Raw genomic sequence first — 19,158 nt, 5'->3', positions numbered from 1 at the left:
AGGTACTTTCCACCAAGAATAGGTGGCCGCAAGTGTGGTCAGTGGCTCTTTAATGTTGATAGGTGCAGGCGGATACCTGTTGCTCTCTTTCGTATAGGGTGGCAGGCTAGGGCATGGAACGTGACGGTCTGGCATGTAAGCGGCAACAGCGTCCCAAACGGGCATAACCAATGTTAACCTTCTCGTGAGAGTATAACAATAAGTGGCCAAAAGGCCTGAAGTGGAATGAACCGAATGCGCATTCTGTTAGCAGATGACCATGATCTGGTCCGCGATACCATCGCCGCCTATTTGACCGGAAATGAAGGGGATGAGGTCGTCACAGTCTCCACCTTGGATGATGCGGTTGAGGCGGCTGTCAGCGGCGGCAGTTTTGATTTGGTTCTGTTGGATTACAATATGCCGGGCATGAATGGGCTTGAAGGGCTCGCCCGCATGAAAGAAGCCAATGAGGGGCGGCCAGTGGCCATCATCTCCGGCAGCGCCTCGCGCGAGGTGGCGGATGCGGCGCTTCAGGCTGGGGCACAAGGTTTTATTCCCAAGACGCTAAGCGCGAAATCGCTGCTGACCGCGGCCCGTTTCATGGCCGCGGGTGAGGTCTATGCCCCCGTCGAATTCATGCAGCAAAAGCCCAGCGATGAGGCCGGGATGCTGACACGGCGCGAATTGGACGTGTTGCGCGGCATATGCGAGGCCAAAGCGAACAAGGAAATCGCCCGTGACCTTGATCTGCAAGAGGTGACGGTCAAGCTGCATGTCAAAACCCTGAGCCGCAAACTGGGCGCGCGCAATCGTACCCATGTGGCCATGATCGCCCGTGACAAAGGGCTGGCCTAAACGTATCTCAGAACGGAAAACCGCGCGCTTTTCTATGGCCTCCTTGTTCGAATTGGGCTAGTTTTCGAAAAATTTCGAAAACTGACGAAAGTGGAGGGGAAAATGGGCTTTGTTCTGGCCATTGATCAGGGGACGACGTCCAGCCGGGCGATTGTCTTTGATGGCGATCTCAAGATCACCGCAAGCGCGCAAGAGGAATTCACCCAGCATTTCCCGGATTCTGGCTGGGTTGAGCATGATTGCATGGACCTGTGGACCACCACCCTGGCCACCTGTAAAGCGGCCATCGCTCAGGCCGGGATCGCGGCCAACGACATTTCAGCCATCGGCATCACCAATCAGCGCGAGACCACCGTTGTTTGGGATCGCGCCACCGGTGAACCCATCCACAACGCCATCGTCTGGCAGGATCGCCGCACCTCTGACATGTGTCAAAGCCTCAAGGCGGCTGGGCATGAGGCAATGGTCACCGAGACCACCGGCCTTTTGCTTGATCCCTATTTCAGCGGCACCAAGCTGGCCTGGATCCTGGACAATGTTGATGGGGCGCGTGCGCGTGCCGAAGCAGGCGAACTGGCCTTTGGCACCGTGGATAGCTGGCTGATCTGGCACCTGACAGGCGGTGACCGTCATGTGACCGACGCCACCAATGCGGCGCGCACCTTGCTCTACGATATCCGCTCTGGCCAATGGTCGTCGCAGATTTGCGAGCTGTTGAAAATCCCGATGCAGATGCTGCCCGAGGTGCTCGACTGCGCGGCTGATTTTGGTACGGCCAAAGCCGAATTGCTGGGGGCCGAACTGCCCATTCTGGGCGTGGCGGGTGATCAACAGGCAGCTACAATCGGGCAGGCCTGTTTCGAACCGGGTATGCTGAAATCCACCTATGGCACGGGCTGTTTTGCGCTGCTCAATACCGGCGACACACCGGTTGCGTCTAAAAATCGCCTGCTGACCACCATCGCCTATCAGCTTGATGGCAAACCGACTTATGCGCTCGAAGGCTCGATCTTTATTGCCGGTGCGGTGGTGCAATGGTTGCGTGATGGGTTGCAGATAATCAACTCCGCCCCAGAAACGCAGGCCCTGGCTGAACAGGCGGATGACAATCAGGATGTGATCCTTGTCCCGGCCTTTACCGGGCTGGGCGCGCCCTATTGGAACGCGGAATGTCGCGGCGCAGTGTTTGGCCTGACCCGCGGTTCGCGCCCCGAAGAGTTTGCTCGCGCGGCGCTGGAAAGCGTCGGCTACCAGACACGCGATCTATTGGAGGCTATGCAGGCCGATTGGGGCACGTCTGGGGATACGGCCCTTCGGGTTGATGGCGGGATGAGCGCGTCGGATTGGGCAATGCAATTCCTCTCCGATATTCTGGACGCGCCGGTTGATCGCCCCGAGGTCTTGGAAACCACCGCAATGGGCGCGGCCTGGCTGGCGGGACAACGGGCTGGGATCTATCCGGACCAAGCCGGGTTCGCCAAAACCTGGGCGCTGGAAAACCGGTTTCAACCCCAGATGGAGGCCGAGACCCGTGATCGCAAATATGGCGCGTGGAAACGTGCCGTTAGCGCCGCACAGGCCTTTTGATCCTGGCAATTCACGGATTTGGCGGGCCACGCCCTCGACATGGCGGGCTCAATCAGCAATACAAAAAGGGCAAATAGCAATGCCTTATCGGCCCGCCAATAATCCGTGTCCATGAAACCAGAAGATCTTGAAATCGCCGCCTCATCGCTGTTGATCGAAGGCATGTCGCCAGAGGCGCGGGAGCTGTTGTTACAGCGCGCCCAGGCCCGCGAATTTGATCGAGGGGCCACGGTGTTCCTGCAAGGGGAGCGGGCAAGCGCGATCTATATCGTGCTGGATGGCTGGGTGAAACTCTACCGCATTGCCCGCAATGGGTCCGAGGCGGTGGTTGGCGTCTTTACCAAAGGCCGCAGCTTTGGCGAGGCGGTGGCCTTTCGCCATGACACCTATCCGGTCTCTGCCGAGGCGGTCACCAATTGCCGCGTAGCGCGCATCGAGGCCGACCATTTCCTGCATATGATCCGCTCCAACCCGGAAATGGCCGTGTCGATCCTGTCGGCCACCTTTGCCCATTTGCACAGTCTGGTCGGCCAGGTCGAAGCGCTCAAGGCGCGTACTGGCGCACAGCGCGTGGCGGAATTCCTGCTAGAGCTGTCCAAATGCGAGATGGGCAGCTGCGAAGTTGTCCTGCCCTATGACAAGGTGCTGATTGCCGGGCGTCTGGGTATGAAACCCGAAAGCCTCAGCCGCGCCTTTGGCGCGCTCAAGGCGCATGGGGTCAAGATCAAACAGAACAAGGCGGAAATCTCGGACGTCGAACAATTGCGCGCCTATGCCGAGGAAGACCCGGCAAATGCCTGGGGCCGCTAAGAAAACAAGGGGGCTGATATGGCCGGAGATCTGAACAAAGCCATCGCGTTGATTGATGCGGCCAATGCGGCTGATCCAACATTGGAGGATGGCGAGCCCGCCGCGCGTCTTTATGGCGAACGCATGAGCTCTGAGCTCGATCGCCTGTTTCCTGATGCCTCGGATGTGTTGAAAATCGCCAGCCGCGGCCAACATGTGGAACGCTGGAAATTACCGCGCAAAGACTATCCCGAAGGCCGCGCCGGTTACTTCGCTTGGCGTAAGGAACAGGGGCGCCGCCACGGCGAACGCGTCGCCGGGATCATGGCCGAGGCCGGTTATGACGAGACGGCACAAGAGCGCGTCGGTGTCTTGCTGCGCAAAGAAGGCATCAAGCGCGACGATGAGGTGCAGGCGCTCGAGGATGTGATCTGTTTCACCTTTCTGAAATGGTATTTCTCGCCCTTCGCCGACACACAAAAACCCGAAGCGTTGCCCCGTATTGTTGAACGCACGGCGGCGAAAATGTCGGTTGACGGCCGCGCCCGTGCCTTGCAGGAGTTCGACCTTCCGGAACCTTTTGCAGCCATGTTCCGAGACTGAACTGCTATCAAAGGCTGCCTGCGTTTCTTTGGGCCAAAAATATCCCGGGGTGAATTGGTCGCCTCGCGACCAAGAGGGGCAGCGCCCCTCACGCCCGACCCAGTCTCACGGCACCGGCAGAACCCCGATCACCGCTTCATGCAGGTGAAACACCGCCGCCCAGGCCAGGATCGCAATTGTCAAACGCAACCATGACGGCAAGGAACGCGGCCGCCATTTGCCCGATATCAGGGCTGCAAAAGGCATCAGCGAGGTGCGCGCAGACAAACGGCCCCAATCCGCCCCAATTATCCGCGCACGGCGGCGCTCGACCAGGCCCATGCCCAGCACGGAAAACGCCGCGAAAGTACCAAACAGAATGACATGGGCCAGATCTCCGTTCGCCCAAAGATGCACCCCCGACCACAGGGCCAGGGCCCAAAGCAAGGGCTGTCGGGTCAGCCCGACAATGCCGGGATGGTCAGGGTCAAAGCCGCTTCTGCGTCCCTCAAAGGCAAAGGGGTTGGGCGCGGCGACGCCAAAACTTGCGAGCAAGATGACGACGGGCATCACCAGATTGACCGCCCAACGCGACGCCGCAGATTGGTCCCAAAGCGGCACAAAAGGCGCGCGCCCGGCCGCCCAGATCACCCAGAGCAACAGCAAGGTCGAGCCCAATGAAAACAGCGCCGTGTAGCCCATTGTGCCAAGCCGGGTCACCAACACATCCTTGACGCCAAGTGCGGCTGGAACCCGGTGTGACCCCATGAAAAGCAGCATCGCAACGGCGAATTCAATCCATTCCATGGCGGTCTCCTGTTTTTACCCGGCCAGCACGGCCAAGCCCATGATAACACTCATATAGATCGCCAGAACAAGGGCAAATCCGCGCCCCCAGCCGGGCGCGCTTTGCAGGTTCAGATAGACCCGCAAGATGAGCTGCGCTTTGATCCAGGCCAAGGCGAGCATCGCCAAAGCAGCCCAAATGCCGCTTGCTCCGAACAGCGCCAGCAGGGTGGAGCCGAGCGACAGCGCGATAAGAGACAGCCAGGCTTGGGTAACAGGCATGGCAGACACCTAAAGCAGGTAAATGATCGGAAAGAGCAGCACCCAAACCAGATCAACCATATGCCAAAACGCGGCCCCAACCTCGGTATTGCGGGGGCTGATTTTCCAGGCAACGAGGGCGAGAATGACAATCCCAGCGATGACATGCATGGCGTGAAAACCCGTCAGCATGTAATAGAACAGAAAGAAATCATGGGTTTCAAAGGTGATCCCCAATTCCGATTTCGCGACGTATTCCAGCCATTTGACCACCAGAAACACCAGGCCCAACACCATGGCAGCACCCAGCAAACCCCGCGCCCGGCCAATTTGGCCGGTCTCACTACAACGCAGGGCCAGTGCGGCAAACCAACCCGAGGTGACCAGAACCACGGTGTTGATCCCGGCGGCGGTGGCGTTGAGATGGCCTTGCGCCTCGGCAAAGCCGACAGGGTCCGTGACCCGCACCGCCATGAAGGCCGCCAATCCAGCCCCGAAAACCAACAGCTCCGAGACAATCAGAACCCACATCATCAGATCACCGGGCAGGGCGTCGATGCCCTGCGGTGCGGTTTGCTCGCTCATCCCGCCCCCACAAGCTCGCGATAGATGCGGGGCAGGGCGACAAGAAGCTTGTCCGGGTCGGGGATCAGCGAATAGCCCGATTTGCCAAAGATGCGCGGGAACCAGCTTTTGCCATCGCGATCCACGGCAATGCCATAGACTGCGTGGCCGGCGCGGCGCGCCTCTTGCACCGCCTTGCGGCTGTCTTCGATGCCGTGGCGGCCTTCGTAATGGTCGAGGTCGTTGGGCTTGCCATCGGTAATCACCAGCAGCAGACGACGTTTGCGCGGCTGATTGCTGAGATCCTTGGAGACATGGCGCATCGCCGCCCCTAGCCGGGTGTAGAACCCCGGTTGCAGCGCACCAATCCGACCCTCGACCTGTCTGCTCATCTGCTCGTCAAAGCCTTTGGCCTCTTGCACATAAACCCGGTCGCGTTTCAGCGAGCTAAAGGCGTTGATGGCAAAATCATCGCCGCAGGCATCCAGCCCCCAGGCAAAAGCCGCCAAGGCTTCGCGTTCCACATCAATCACTCGGCGACCATCATGGCCATGTCCGGGGATCGCGCTTTCGGTTGAGCGCGAGACATCCAGCAGGATCGACACTGCCAGATCGCGTTTTTCGGCGCGGGTCTGGTTCCAGACGCGATCATCCGAGACCCCGGTGGCGATGAAATCCACATGGGCGCGCACAGCGCGTTCGGTGTTCAGCTCATCTCCATCCGGATGGCCATGGGTCGAGATGCGACCGGGGCGCAGCGCTTCGAACTGACGGCGCACGGCGCGGATACGGGCCTGCGCCCTCGGGTCCTGCGTAAAGACATCCACATCGCCCGGCTCGGCCTTTGAGGCAAGAACGCGACAGTGATTGCGCAGATAGGTCCCGGTGCGGCAATCCCATTCGGGATAGGTGGTGACCGCCGATAACATCTCGCGATCCACGTCTTCGGGGGCGAGATCGAGGTGCAGTTTTAACCGTGTCGCCGGAGCCTGTTTGATCTGCCCCAACCCGATCTCTTCCTGATCATCCGCCGCCTTTTTGGCGTCGTCGTTTTCGTCATCTTCAACCCGGCGGTTGATGTTCATGAACTCGGCCCAGCTCAGGATGGCTTCGAACTTGTGCAGAATGAAACTGTCGGGGCGTTCGACCTGATCGGCCTTGCGACGACGGGCTTTGCGGGCACGGCCCTCTTCGGTGTCGCCTTGTTCGGTCTCCCCATCGGTTTCTGGGTTGTCCACGGTCATGGATTCCGAGCGGTCAGCCGGGCGCAGATCGGGCCAGATGGCGATGGGGCGGAAGGGCAGGTAGCCGCGCGGGGCGCGCCAGTCGGACAGTTCGCCAGCCCGGATTGCAGTCAACATATCCTTCGCTCGGTCATTCAGCGGCGCATCGGACCCCAGCAGATGACAGATAATCGCCTCAACCGCAGCCTCTGCCGGAGGCAGGGTTGGCGTGCGGCGCAGCAACAAAGTCGCTTCTCGCAGATCAGCATAAAGTTTGCGATAGCCCGGTGCGATGTCCAGCGCCTTATCAATCACCTGCATTGCGGCCCCAAGCCCCGCCATATCGGCGCGCAGTGGGTCGTCTTCTTCGCTGAGGCACTCAACCTGCGCCGCCCCAGCCGCTGCAGCGGCCAGCCACAGATAAAGCGCCGCGTTTGCCTCGCGCGCCGGGAACACCGCGAGGCTTTCGGGCATGCGCAGGGCAAACCCGTCATAGCTGGCGCGCGGCACGGCCTCGGCCCAGGTGCCCAATTTGCGGCGCAGGGACAGACGGTGATGAGACACCTCATCACCAACTGGTTTAAGTTCGACCGACGGATCGCCGCCCAAACCCCGGAATAAGACTGCCAGTCGCCCGCCGACCTCGGTAAGGTCGACGCGGGCTCCTTCGTGGACGACAGGTGCGTCCAGACGACTGGCATAATTGTGCCACAGCTTCCCGACGGTTTCTTCGGGTTCCCATGGCTCAATTTCGATCGTGCTCACCACTGGCCTCACCCGAAAATAGCAGTGACAAGATCGAGGAGCCCGCGTTTCACGTCCGCGTCATCGCTGAGCGGTTCGATCATGGCGGCCAGAATGGCGCGCTCGACCGGCATGCCTTGGTTGATCAGCGTTGCCGCATAGATCACCAACCGGGTCGAGACACCCTCCTCAAGGTCCTGCCCCTTGAGGTCGCGCAGCTTATTGGCAAGACGGACAAGGGGTTTGACGCGCTCTTCGTCCAGGCCGGATTCGCGTGCGACCACGGGGATCTCATGCGCGGGGCTGGGGAAGTCGAATTCCATCGACACAAAGCGTTGCCGCGTCGAAGGTTTCAGTGTTTTCAGGATGTTTTGGTAGCCGGGGTTATAGGACGCCACCAGCATAAAGCCCGGTGCGGCCTCCAGCTCTTCGCCTGTACGATCCAACGGCAGAATGCGCCGGTCATCGGTCAGCGGATGAAGTACGACTGTTACATCTTTTCGGGCCTCAACAACCTCATCAAGGTAGCAAATCGCCCCCTCGCGCACGGCGCGGGTCAGCGGGCCGTCCACCCAGACGGTTTCACCGCCCTTGAGCAGGTAGCGCCCGATCAGATCGCTGGCAGACAGGTCATCGTGGCAGGCCACGGTGTAAAGCTTGCGGTTCAATTTGGCGGCCATATGGGCCACAAACCGGGTTTTCCCGCAGCCTGTCGGACCTTTCAGCAGGACCGGCAGATTGTTCTGGCTGGCGGCGGCGAACATTTCGCATTCATCGCCGGTGGGGAGGTAGAAGGGGGCATGTGCCGCCCCCTCCGTGATTTGAGTTCCGTCCATGACAGTCATGGCTCCTTTACTCGGCTGGGGTGCCAGAGACACCGGCTTCGATCAGTTCCTTGCGTGGGCGCAGAACCGCATAGATGAAGAGAACAGCCCCAAGCACCACGGCAATGCCGGTGCCAAAGCGCATGACATAAAAGATCCAGAGCTGGTCTTGGACATCCATGAAGCCTTCGCCATTGACGCGTTGCAGGTGCGTTTGCACTGTGCCCGCAAAGGTCAGGGTGAAGGTCATGAAGGTCATGCCACCGGCCATCAGCCAGAAGGACCCCATGTTCAGCACCTGATTATACGGGTCGCGTCCCCGCAGGATCGGCATCGCATAGGAGATGATCGCCAGGTTCAGCGCCACATAGGCCCCAAAGAAAGCCAGGTGACCATGGGCGGCGGTGATCTGCGTGCCGTGGGTGTAGAAGTTCACACCATGCAGCGTGTGCAAAAAGCCCCAGACACCCGCGCCAAAGAAGGCCAGTGTTGCGCAGCCCAAGGACCACAGCAGAGCGGCCTTGTTGGGGTGGTCACGGCGGCCTTTCCAGACCATGACAAAGGCAAAGGCCATCATGCCAAAGAAGGGAACAACTTCGAGCGAGCTGAAGATGGAGCCGATCCACTGCCAGTAACCCGGCGTGCCGATCCAGAAATAGTGGTGTCCGGTGCCAAGGATGCCTGAGAACAGGGCCAGAGCGGCCAGAACATAAAGCCACTTTTCAACAACTTCGCGGTCCACACCGGTCAGTTTCAGCATCAGGAAGGCAAGGATGGAGGCCATCACAAGCTCCCAGGTGCCCTCGACCCAGAGATGCACGATGTACCACCAGTACATTTTGTCGAGCGCCAGGTTGGCCGGGTTGTAAAAGCTGAACAGGAAGAGGATGGCAATGCCCCAAAGGCCCAAGAGCAGGATATTGGTGATCGCGGTTTTTTTGCCTTTCAGCACGGTCATCGAGATGTTGTAGAGGAAGATCAGCGCCGCAACGACGATACCGGCCTTGACCCATTTGGGCTGCTCGATGAATTCGCGCCCCTCTTTGCCGAACAGGAAGTTGCCCTGTGCGATGTCAAAGAGATAGGTGACGACGACGCCTGCCGTGCCGATCACGAGGATAAGCAGCTGAAGATAGGCGAGTTTTTCGGAGTGGATTTCACGCTCGGATTCCTCGGGTACAAGGAAATAGGCCGCGCCAAAGAACCCCAGCAGCAGCCAGACCACCAGGGAATTGGTGTGCAGCATGCGGGCAATGTTGAAGGGGATCAGCTCGGCGAGGAAGTTTCCGTCGACATAGATCCAGCCCAGAACCAGACCCACCGTTACCTGCACTGCGAACAGCGCCATGGCCACGATGAAATAGGCAAAGGCGATTTTTTGTGTTTGATATTTCATGTCCCTCTCTCCTTAGCCAGCTTCGTTGGGCGGCCAGTCTTGGGCGTTGATGGTCTGAGACCAGAGCAGGAAGTCCGCGAGGCCGCGGAATTCTTCGTCGCTGAGGTCAAAGAAAGGCATCTGGCGGCGCCCCTCGATGCCGGTCGGCATGGCTTCCATCCAGTTGCGGAGGGCTTCGTGGGCTTCTTCCGGCGTTTCCACGCCCCAGCGCTCCATTACGTTAACCAATTCCGGGGCGAAATATGCGCCTTCACCCATCAGCGTGTGACAGTTGATGCAGGCGTGTTTTTCCCAGACATGTTTGCCGAGTTTCACGCTCTCGGTGAGCGTGTCTTCGTTGGTTGAGGTCGTGACGATATAGCGGTGAGAATGGGCCGAAAGGGCCAGGAATATGATTATGAAGAACAATGACCCGCCATAGAAGATGTTGCGGGCCATGCTCTTGGTCATGACTTCGCGCATCGCGCTTATCCTTCCCTTGAGTTTTCTGGTGGTCAGAAAATCCCTCAGGGGGGCGAGTCGCTCCTTAACAATAGTCAATCGGCGGCGGGTGATTGGTTAGCTGTCTGAATTTGTTTTGTTATTTGCGTGATGCTGTGGCGCGGAGATGGCCTGGTTGTCGGGTGATCAAGCCGGTTTCTGCGCCATAAATGGCGCAGTCGCGTGCCGCGGGCGGGGGAGGGGCGCTGCCCCTCTTGGCCGCGGGGCGACCAATTCACCCCGGGATACTTCTGGCCCAAAGAAGCCTGCGGCGGGGTGTTTTTGGGGGGGCGTTGCGGGGTGTTTTTTGCGCAATGGGTAAAGGTGGCGGGCGGTGGGGGTAATGGATCGCGCGGGGTTTGCGCAACGGGGCAATTGGTCCGTTTTGGCCCGCGTTTTGGGGGGATTGCCCCGGGGTGGACATGGGGCCCCGGGGGAGCGATTGGGGGCAATCTGTCCGATTCTGGCGGAGTTTTGGGGGGATTGGGTGCGCAGAGAGGCCCGGTGCGCGGGGCGCGACGCGAAAAAGGGTTAAATTGCCTTTACTTAGGTTAAAGGCGTGGATCACAAGGGCGAGACGCGGTCCCAGTCGAGGTCAAACCGGGCGAGGTATTTGCGCAAGCGATCGGCGTCATTGGTGGAGGTCCGCTTGGCCCGTGACACGGCAAACAGCGCCCGGCCCGCCGCCGAAAGGCTGGCGGATTGGCGACAGCAGCGGATCACCTCGGCCAGTTGCACCAGATCGAACGGGTCAAGATCCTGCGCCGCCGCGCCCAGAACCGAGGCGACGAGGCGGGCATCGCTGTCTTTGGTGGAGCCATGCCAATGGCGTTGCAGCGTGGCGATTTCTTCGTCCACCATGGCGCGGGTGATGCGCCCGCGCGGGGCCAGCGTACAGAGCCGCCGGATCGACGCGCCAAAATCGCGGAAATTGCCCGGCCAGGGCGTGGCCGGATCGCTGGCAAAACGCAGATAGGCGGCGCGGGCATCGGCGTTGAACCCGGTTTGACTGCCAAGATTGCCTTCGGAGCGGGCCAGCTCGTAGGCCAGGTTGATCTCGATATCTTCGCGGCGCTCGCGCAAGGGCGGCAGGGTAAAGCGCCACATGCTGAGCCGGGCCAGCAGGTCGGGGCGGAACAAGCCATCGGCGCTGAGGCTGCGCAGGTCACGATTGGCCCCGGCGATGACCTGAAACCGGCTGGAGACCTCGTGATCGGAGCCCAAAGGGTAGAACCGCCCGGATTCAATGGCGTGCAGCAGAATGGCCTGACCTTTGAGGTCAAGCTCGTCAATCTCGTCCAGGAAAAGCACGCCGCCATCCGCCTCGCGCAGCAGCCCGCCGCGTTCCGAGCCGGCCTGACCGGTATAGCTGCGGCGCTGGCCAAACAAGGATGCCATGGCGTTAGCGCTGTTGAGCGTGGCGCAATTGATATGCACCATGCGCCCTTTGACCCGGCGGCGGTCGAGTTTGAGATTGTAGATGCGCTCGGCCAGCTCGGTCTTGCCGGTGCCGGTTTCGCCCAAGAGCAGGATCGGTTCGTCGGAATTGCCCGCCACCAACTCGATCCGGTCGATCAGGGCGTTATAGGCGGGGTTGCGCGTGTCGATCCCGCCTTTGAGCTGGTCGCCGTATTCGCGCGAGAGCTGGTCAAAGCGGTGCTGGAGCAGATTGTAACGGCTGAGATCAAGGTCGATGATGCCATAGCTGGGCTGGGGATCATCGCTGCGCGGCGGGCCGGTCTGGATCAGGCGCGCCGGGATGTGGCGGCTTTCGGCGAGCAGGAACCAGCAGATCTGCGCCACATGGGTGCCGGTGGTCAGGTGGATGTGATATTGCTCGCGATCCTCATCAAAGCCGTAATTGCGGGCGAAATCGAACAGCTTGCCATAGACCTCTTGGAAATCCCAAGGGTCGGAGAGGTTGAGCGTTTGCAGCAGAACCTCGGTATCGGGTGACAGCGCCTCGATCTCTTGTTTCACCTGATGGGCGAGGCGGTGGAAATTCTCGTCATAGAGCAGTTCCAGCCGGTCCACGTGGAAATCATCATGCATGACCAGGCTGATGCTGGGCCGCCATTTGCGTTTGCGCCCCATATCAAGCGTGGTGCCAAGGAAGCCGAGGACGACATTGCGCATGATGTGATCCAAATGGATAAGTTACGATATGTTTGTATCGTATGTGATGGGGTGGATTTTTTCAAATCCTGATTTTTGTGTTTTGTTTCAGGTGTTTGTTTGGATTTTTAGTTTTTCTTTGGGCCGGGGGTTGGCCATGGCAAAACAAGCTCACCAAAGAGAAGGAATGGAACAATGGCAAACAAATCCGTGTTTGCATCACTGAAGGGCCGGTTGCTGCCACAGGCGGACACCAGGAACGCGACAGGGGCGCCGGCCTACCGCCTGAGCGATGCGCATAAGCTGGCGCAGCTGGCTGTGACCGGCAGCTTTGGTGAGATGTTTTACCAATCCGCCGAAGCGGAGCTGGCCAAGGTTGTCGCGGCGGCGGAGAAGGTCGAGCCACGGTTTCTGGCACAGGCGGCGATCTATGCCCGTCAGTCCGGTTACATGAAGGACATGCCAGCGGTGTTGCTGGCGGTGCTGGCGCGGCGTGATCCGGCCCTGTTTCGGGCGGTGTTTGGTCGCGTGGTCGATAATGGCAAGATGCTGCGGGTCTTTGTGCAGGTGATGCGCTCGGGCCAGACCGGGCGCAAGTCTCTGGGCTCGGCCCCAAAGGCGATGGTGCAGAACTGGCTGAACACGGCCTCGGACCGGGCGCTGCTGATGGCCAATATCGGCAATGATCCGGCTCTGGCGGATGTGCTGCGTATGGTGCACCCAAAGCCTGTGAGCAAGGAGCGCGAGGCGCTGTTTGCCTGGGTGTTGGGGAAGCCCTGCGAGGTTGGGCTGTTGCCGCAGGCGCTGCAGGATTGGCTGGGCTTTCAGGCCACGGGGCGCGGTGAAGTGCCGGATGTGCCGTTTCAGATGCTGACGCAGCTGAAGCTGAGCACCGAGCATTGGGCGCAAATTGCGCGGGCCGGGTCTTGGCAGATGGTGCGGCAGAACCTGAATACGTTTCTGCGTCACGGCGTCTTTGAGGATGCCGAGATGCGGGCACATGTGGCGGCGCTGTTGCGCGACCCAAAGCGGATCCGAAAGGCGCGGGCCTTTCCGTGTCAGCTGATGGTGGCAGCGCAGAATGTTGCGGCTGAGATGCCGGGTGAGATCACCGAGGCGCTGCAGGATGCGATGGAGATCGCGGTGCAGAATGTGCCGAAGGTGGCGGGTCAGGTGGTGATCTGTCCGGATGTGTCCGGCTCGATGACCTGGCCAGTGACCGGTTATCGCAAGGGCGCGAGCTCGGTGATGCGGCATGTGGATGTGGCGGGGCTGGTGGCGGCGGCGTTTCTGCGGGCGAACCGTGGGGCGCGGGTGCTGGCCTTTGACACCAAGGTGCATGAGGGCGGGTTGCGGCCGCGCGATAGCGTGCTGACCAATGCCGAGCGCCTGGCGGCTTATGCCGGTGGAGGAACGGATTGTTCCGCGCCGCTGCGGCTGCTGAACGCGAAACGCCAGGCACCGGATCTGGTGGTGTTTGTCTCCGATAACCAATCCTGGGTGGATGCCCGGGATGGGCATCGTGGGACGGCGATGATGAAGGAATGGGAAGCGCTGAAACGGCGCAACCCAAAGGCCAAGCTGGTCTGCATCGACATCGCGCCATACGGCACCGCACAGGCCAAGACGCGCCAGGACGTGCTGAATATCGGCGGGTTCTCGGATGTGGTCTTTGACCAGATCGCGCGCTTTGCCAATGGCGCCACCGGCCCGGATTACTGGGTCGAGCAGATCGCCAAAATCGAGGTCTGACCTCATACCTCGGGGCGGGTGACCGCCCCGGGGGACAGAAAAGAAAACCGGGCGGAATGCCTGCGGGACTACATCTCCAAACTGTAACGTCTCGCAGATCCCTTGTCCGCCCGGCCTGAACAGGAATTGAAAAGAAAGGAAGATAGCCTGACGAATGCAGGTGGACCTACAGCCCAAGACGCCCGAGAGTCGGGTTCGACTCCCGCCGTTCCAAAATGGAACGTAGCTCAGTGGAAAAGCGTTTGCGAAGAGACGGGCTCCTTTGACGCTGCCTGAAATCAGAGATTTCAACGCGCCAAGGGAGTCATCTCCGAAAGGACTTCGCCAAACGCTGGAGAGCGCGGATTGGTTCACCCACACCTTGTCGTCAGGACCGAAAATACTGACATTCTGGCGAATGCCGGTGGAACTACACGTGTCGCGGGTTCGAATCCCGCCGCGCCAGCCAATCAGGCAAGTGATGGCGCGTAGCTCAGTCAGGTAGAGCAGGATCGTTTCACCCTTAGGTCGCAACGGCTGATTTGTCGCCAGATCCATTTTTCAAAAGCCTCGGCGAATGCCGAAGGAACTACATCGCATCAAACCTTCGGGTGTGCCGAGCGGGTTCGACTCCCCTCTTTCGCGGATGCCCATATGGCAAACGTCTCTGCCCATTCAGAGACGGGGCAGGCCCCCGAGTTGTTTCTTTGGTCGCGCCAAGCGTGACCGCTTTGTCGCCGAGGCCTAATTTTAAACGTGTTGAAGGAATAGCGGGCGATGCCCGTGGAACAAAGGAGCGGGTCCGATGTCGGGTCCTGACACTAGAAAATTGAAACTACCGCCGCCAAGCGTGACCAAGATGATGACACAGAAAAGCAAATTTATCAGCTACGTGCTGCGCCATAAACCCGATGCAATTGGGTTGACCCTTGATGCGCAGGGATGGGCCGATGTCCCAGCTCTTTTGCAAAAAGCGGAGGCGCATGGGACGGCCCTATCTCTTGAGGAGCTCAAGGCGATTGTCCGAAACGACCAGAAGTCGCGGTTTTCGCTGTCGCAAGATGGGCAACGTATCCGAGCAGCGCAGGGGCATTCGGTTGATGTCTGCCTTGGGCTGGAACCGGTGGAACCGCCTGACCAGTTGTACCATGGTACGGCGTTGAACAAGCTGAGCATCCTACGCGCAGAGGGGTTAAAGCCGATGAGCCGGAGACAGGTTCATCTGTCGGCGGATGAAGCCACCGCAAGGCAGGTTGGCACGCGACACGGCAAGCCGCATGTGTTGCATGTCGATGCTGCGCGGATGCAGGCAGACGGGTTCGCCTTTTATCAGGCGGATAACGGTGTCTGGCTCACCGATCATGTGCCGCCAGAGTATCTTTCTGGTTGGCCAAATTGAAATTTCAGCGGGGAATGCCCGCAGGATTACAGGTAGACGCATCCCCCATGGGGATGGGCCATTTGGTTTAGCTGACCCGAGGCCCTTGCCGGTTCAAACCCGGCCCGGAGCGCAAAACTCCGGTGGCGGAAAATTCATCCTGCGCACCCTTGTCCCCGCGCTTTGAAAGGTATCAGACGAAAGAAAAGACCATGTCGAGCGCTTTGTATTGCAAGAACTGTGACGCACAATTGACCAGACGGTTGGATGTGATCCCGCTCTCGCCGGAGGGTGTTTCGCGGTGCAATTTCGTAGAACCTGGTGAAAACCGTGTCGCCGAAGTTGCGCCGGTCCCGAAGGGCGGCAAGCTATGTGTGGACGCTGAATTTTGCACAGAGTTTCCGGCGAGCTGGCAGCCCAATTCCATTGATGCCGAGGATACTGTCTGGATCAACCCAAGTGATCTGACATCGGTTCTGCACTGGATTTCAGAGGTATCTTATCATGTGGGGCGTGATGGGGTCGACGGTAATAATGGCCCCAACAAGCTGTGCAAATGCGGAGCTTTGGTCGGAACGGAATACGCAGATAGCTATCAGTGGCATGTGTTCGTGCCCATAGCGCGGCATACCTATTGGAAAGAACAATGAGACAGTGGTTTGCGTTGATTGATTGCTTTCATAGCACGCTACTCTGGAGCCAAACCAGTGGTCACCGATCAGCGAATTAGGCCACGGAGCGATTGCGTGGGGATAAATCCTTGGCCGTGCGTGAGCGCATGGATTTTGCAGAACGAAAATGGAGCGGTCAGGTGACCGTGTTGAACGAGTAAGGCGACCTATGAGGTTGCGAGGAGATTGAGATGACACATGAAACGAAATTTGACCCGGTCACCGGGGACCACCTCAAAGAATGGGGGCATCGGCCGGGCAAGCAGTTTCCGCAGCTGTTGGAAAAGGCCAATGGGCTGCGGGCCGAGGGGTTTGGTTTGGTGAAAATCCGTCGGGAGCTTGAGGGCGATCTGGTGCCCGAGCCGGAGACCTTGGATTTGCACGCGCCGGGCGCGGTGGCGTTTCACGAGAATATCGAGGTCAGCGGGCCGGATGAGGAAGACAACCTTGTCAAAGTGCGCGAAACCATGCGGGCGCTGATGCGCACGCCGACCCTTGTGGGCGGGGCGATCATGCCGGATGCCTGCCCAGCGGGGCCGGTGGGCACGATCCCGGTTGGGGGCGTGGCCGCGGCCAGGAACGCCATTCATCCGGGCATGCATTCCGCTGATATCTGCTGTTCGGTGATGATCACGGACCTCGGCGATGCCGACCCGAAAACCGTGCTGGATGCGGCGCAATCGGTGACGCATTTTGGTCCGGGCGGGCGGCCTCAGGGCAAGCGGTTTACCGTGTCTCTGAGCCTGCTTGACGCGTTCCGGGAAAACCCGTTTCTGAACAATCCCAAGAGCTTGCGCATGGCGCAGGAGCATATGGGCACGCAAGGGGACGGCAATCATTTCCTCTTTGTCGGGCGGTCACGCGCGACAGGGCGCACGGCGATGGTGACGCATCACGGCTCGCGCGGGCCGGGGGCGGTGCTGTACAAGAACGGCATGGCGGTGGCGGAGAAGTTCCGCAAGACGCTGTCGCCGAAAACCGCCAAACAGAATGCCTGGATTCCGGCGGACACGCAGGAAGGGCAGGATTATTGGGCGGCGCTACAGCTGATCCGGAAATGGACCAAGGCCAACCATAATGCCATCCATCAGGCGACGGTGGAGGCGGCCAAAGCCTACTCCGGTGAGCGGTATTGGAACGAGCATAATTTTGTCTTCAAACGCGGAGACATTTACCTGCATGGTAAGGGGGCGACTCCGGCCTGGGGGGATTATGCGAATGACGCCAATGGCTTGACCCTGATCCCGCTCAATATGTCCGAGCCGGTTCTGGTGGTGAAGGGCAAGGATGCCGATCACGCGCTGGGCTTTAGCCCACATGGCGCGGGGCGGAACTTCTCGCGCTCCGAGCATAAGCGCCGGATGGGGCAGATGACGCCGGACCAGCTGTTGGAGGCGGAGACCGAGGGGCTGGATGTGCGGTTTTATGCCGGGGCGGTGGATGCCTCGGAGCTGCCATCGAGCTATAAGCGGGCCGAGGGTGTGGTCGATCAGATCAAGTCGCATGATCTGGCCGAGATCGTCGATTACATCGACCCTTATGGCTGCATCATGGCCGGGGATATCCCGCCGTTTTGGAAGAACCGCAAGAAAGGACGCCGGTCTGCGTGACCGGCGTCTGCCGTTTTGGGGCTATGGTTTCCAAGCCACCGCAGCGAGATCGCGGGAGGCGGTGATTTGTTGGATGGCCCCGGTTTCGAGATCCTGGATCCACAGGTCGGAATTTGGGCCATAGGTGATGCTGAGATCACCAGCGAGATAGGCCAGGCAGAGCCCGTCGGGGCTGAGAGCGACGCTGGCTTCGTTCATGCCGGAGGTGGCCAGCACTGATTGCTGCGCGGTGAGGCTGGGGCCTGAGGCCAATGTGGCTTTCCACAGGTCCAGCGTCGATCCGACAATACGGGTATGAAAGATCTCGGCGCTGTTTGGGCTGGCTGTCGGAGTGCGATCACGCGGCGTGGGGCCGCTGAGCAAGGTGATCGTGTTATTGGTCAGGTCGATATGTTTGAGCGACTGCCCGTCAGCGTCATAGACCAGCATATCTGCTGCCACGAAGGCAAAGCTGTCGGGGTAATCGGCATCGCTCGTATGCAGGGTGATTGTGCCAAGCCCGCCGGCGCTTAGGATGGCGGAGGCGATCTGGGTGTCGCCATTGCCGTCAAATTTCCCATAGGCCAGACGATCGCCCGGCCCCCAGGCGACCAAGGTGATGTCGACATCTGTGTCATCCAGCACAACCGGGTTATCGCCCTGCAGGTCTTGGTCCGCATCCATGGCCTCCATCAGTTTGAGCCGCGCATTGGCCCCGCCCGCATCAGATTCCACATAGGCGATATGCGCACCATCCGGGGAATAGACCGGGGCAGAGCTGTCATAGCGCGGCGATGAAATTGCCCCTTTGGTCAGGCGGGTGGATTTTGTGACTGTGCCACCGCTGAGCGTGAGCTGGTAAATCTCTTGCCAATTGTCGGCGATATTGCCGGGATTGACATAGTGATAGCGGGCCACCGCCAGGCTGCGATCAAAACAGTCGGCGGCAAGGGCGGGTGGTGCGAAGGCGAAGAGCAGCAGAGCGGTGCTAAGGCTGTGGCGGCGCATGTTGGAATCCTTATGCAGAGGTGGCCCGTTCCTAGGGTTTTGTTCCTAGTCAACGGGCCGCGCAAATCTCAGAGCTGGATGATCTGGCCCTTGATAGAGACATCACCGGTTTCGGGATTAACCTTGAAGGTCAGATTACCTGCGCTGTCAAAGATTTCTACCTGGCCGTTTTGACTGATATTGACCCGAGGCGAGCCGTTTGGATTGGTGATCCTGAGGCCAAAATTGGTGCCGATGGCAAAGCTCGCATCGTCGATGTCTCGCTTGGTGACAACCTGACACCCTGCCGGTCCCTGCACATTGAGATTGCCATTGGCCCCGTCAAAAATCAGTCGCGGCTGGTTATCGGCGTCGCGCAAGGAAATCCGCCCGCCATTAAAACCGTTGATGCTGGAATTTTCGCCATCAATCACCATGCTGTCGGCCCCGGTCCGGTCTTTCAAACGCAGTCGGGCCACCTGCGCCCCGCCCTTGATCGAGACTTCAGAGCCTTCGCCTGAAAGAATGATGCGCTCTTCCGTGCCGCCGGCGTTTCGGATGGTCACCTGTCCATCAAATACCTCTGTCATGACAAATCCTCCTCCGGAATGATT

The 19,158-nt window shown here is 59.6% G+C and carries 18 protein-coding genes; 8 read left to right on the top strand and 10 right to left on the bottom strand.

All coding sequences use genetic code 11. From position 1 onward, the window contains the following. Positions 1–234 precede the first annotated feature (234 nt). The 4 genes from CLV87_RS02690 (at position 235) to CLV87_RS02675 (ending at position 3,816) form a co-directional block, all read left to right on the top strand. A complete protein-coding gene (locus tag CLV87_RS02690) occupies positions 235–837 on the top strand; it encodes a response regulator (RefSeq protein WP_099243577.1) in 603 nt (200 codons plus the stop codon). Positions 838–939: 102 nt separating this feature from the next. Then, positions 940–2,424, top strand: a complete 1,485-nt coding sequence (gene glpK, locus CLV87_RS02685) for a glycerol kinase GlpK (RefSeq protein ID WP_099243579.1) — start codon at positions 940–942, stop codon at positions 2,422–2,424. A 111-nt stretch (positions 2,425–2,535) separates the two neighbouring features. Continuing rightward, complete coding sequence (locus CLV87_RS02680; protein ID WP_099243581.1) at positions 2,536–3,234, top strand: Crp/Fnr family transcriptional regulator; 699 nt, start codon at positions 2,536–2,538, stop codon at positions 3,232–3,234. 18 nt (positions 3,235–3,252) lie between these two features. Then, complete coding sequence (locus CLV87_RS02675; protein WP_099243583.1) at positions 3,253–3,816, top strand: DUF4202 domain-containing protein; 564 nt, start codon at positions 3,253–3,255, stop codon at positions 3,814–3,816. Positions 3,817–3,921: 105 nt separating this feature from the next. Here the strand turns inward: CLV87_RS02675 and CLV87_RS02670 are convergent, their stop codons facing one another. The 8 genes from CLV87_RS02670 to rtcR all read right to left on the bottom strand — a co-directional run bounded on the left by CLV87_RS02670 (position 3,922) and on the right by rtcR (position 12,209). Next, positions 3,922–4,602: an NnrU family protein gene (locus CLV87_RS02670; RefSeq protein WP_099243585.1), complete on the bottom strand. Its 681-nt coding sequence runs from the start codon at positions 4,600–4,602 to the stop codon at positions 3,922–3,924. 15 nt (positions 4,603–4,617) lie between these two features. Next, the gene (locus CLV87_RS02665) at positions 4,618–4,863 is read right to left on the bottom strand and encodes a cytochrome C oxidase subunit IV family protein (RefSeq protein WP_099243587.1); all 246 of its coding nucleotides are present in this window, start codon (positions 4,861–4,863) and stop codon (positions 4,618–4,620) included. 9 nt (positions 4,864–4,872) lie between these two features. Beyond that, complete coding sequence (locus CLV87_RS02660; RefSeq protein WP_099243589.1) at positions 4,873–5,427, bottom strand: cytochrome c oxidase subunit 3; 555 nt, start codon at positions 5,425–5,427, stop codon at positions 4,873–4,875. Further along, positions 5,424–7,394, bottom strand: coding sequence for a nitric oxide reductase activation protein NorD (locus CLV87_RS02655; RefSeq protein WP_099243591.1), 1,971 nt, complete (start codon positions 7,392–7,394; stop codon positions 5,424–5,426). Before CLV87_RS02655 ends, CLV87_RS02660 begins: the two co-directional genes overlap by 4 nt. 8 nt (positions 7,395–7,402) lie before the next feature. After that, positions 7,403–8,209: a CbbQ/NirQ/NorQ/GpvN family protein gene (locus CLV87_RS02650; protein WP_099243593.1), complete on the bottom strand. Its 807-nt coding sequence runs from the start codon at positions 8,207–8,209 to the stop codon at positions 7,403–7,405. A 16-nt stretch (positions 8,210–8,225) separates the two neighbouring features. Next, positions 8,226–9,593, bottom strand: a complete 1,368-nt coding sequence (locus CLV87_RS02645; protein ID WP_099243595.1) for a cbb3-type cytochrome c oxidase subunit I — start codon at positions 9,591–9,593, stop codon at positions 8,226–8,228. Between the two features lie 12 nt (positions 9,594–9,605). Continuing rightward, positions 9,606–10,055 carry a c-type cytochrome gene (locus tag CLV87_RS02640; RefSeq protein WP_099243597.1) on the bottom strand — a complete coding sequence of 150 codons (450 nt, stop codon included), beginning with the start codon at positions 10,053–10,055 and terminating at the stop codon, positions 9,606–9,608. Positions 10,056–10,637: 582 nt separating this feature from the next. Then, positions 10,638–12,209 carry an RNA repair transcriptional activator RtcR gene (gene rtcR / locus CLV87_RS02635; protein ID WP_099243601.1) on the bottom strand — a complete coding sequence of 524 codons (1,572 nt, stop codon included), beginning with the start codon at positions 12,207–12,209 and terminating at the stop codon, positions 10,638–10,640. A 174-nt stretch (positions 12,210–12,383) separates the two neighbouring features. Here rtcR and CLV87_RS02630 point away from each other — a divergent pair, with 174 nt between their 5' ends. The 4 genes from CLV87_RS02630 to CLV87_RS02615 all read left to right on the top strand — a co-directional run bounded on the left by CLV87_RS02630 (position 12,384) and on the right by CLV87_RS02615 (position 17,578). After that, the gene (locus CLV87_RS02630) at positions 12,384–13,940 is read left to right on the top strand and encodes a vWA domain-containing protein (protein ID WP_099243603.1); all 1,557 of its coding nucleotides are present in this window, start codon (positions 12,384–12,386) and stop codon (positions 13,938–13,940) included. Positions 13,941–14,781: 841 nt separating this feature from the next. Beyond that, positions 14,782–15,318, top strand: a complete 537-nt coding sequence (locus tag CLV87_RS02625) for an RNA 2'-phosphotransferase (RefSeq protein WP_208293321.1) — start codon at positions 14,782–14,784, stop codon at positions 15,316–15,318. Between the two features lie 191 nt (positions 15,319–15,509). Next, complete coding sequence (locus CLV87_RS02620) at positions 15,510–15,947, top strand: hypothetical protein (protein WP_133840670.1); 438 nt, start codon at positions 15,510–15,512, stop codon at positions 15,945–15,947. 212 nt (positions 15,948–16,159) lie between these two features. Next, positions 16,160–17,578: an RtcB family protein gene (locus CLV87_RS02615; RefSeq protein WP_099243609.1), complete on the top strand. Its 1,419-nt coding sequence runs from the start codon at positions 16,160–16,162 to the stop codon at positions 17,576–17,578. Between the two features lie 21 nt (positions 17,579–17,599). Here CLV87_RS02615 and CLV87_RS02610 read toward each other — a convergent pair whose 3' ends face one another. Both CLV87_RS02610 and CLV87_RS02605 read right to left on the bottom strand, forming a co-directional pair. Further along, positions 17,600–18,565, bottom strand: coding sequence for a TolB family protein (locus CLV87_RS02610; RefSeq protein ID WP_099243611.1), 966 nt, complete (start codon positions 18,563–18,565; stop codon positions 17,600–17,602). A gap of 68 nt (positions 18,566–18,633) precedes the next feature. Continuing rightward, positions 18,634–19,134: a hypothetical protein gene (locus CLV87_RS02605; RefSeq protein WP_099243613.1), complete on the bottom strand. Its 501-nt coding sequence runs from the start codon at positions 19,132–19,134 to the stop codon at positions 18,634–18,636. Positions 19,135–19,158 lie beyond the last annotated feature (24 nt).

The organism is Pelagimonas phthalicica (assembly GCF_004364805.1).
Lineage (GTDB): Bacteria > Pseudomonadota > Alphaproteobacteria > Rhodobacterales > Rhodobacteraceae > Pelagimonas > Pelagimonas phthalicica.
Note: the sequence above shows the minus strand (reverse complement) of the source record. Positions and strands in the feature narration are given on the sequence as shown.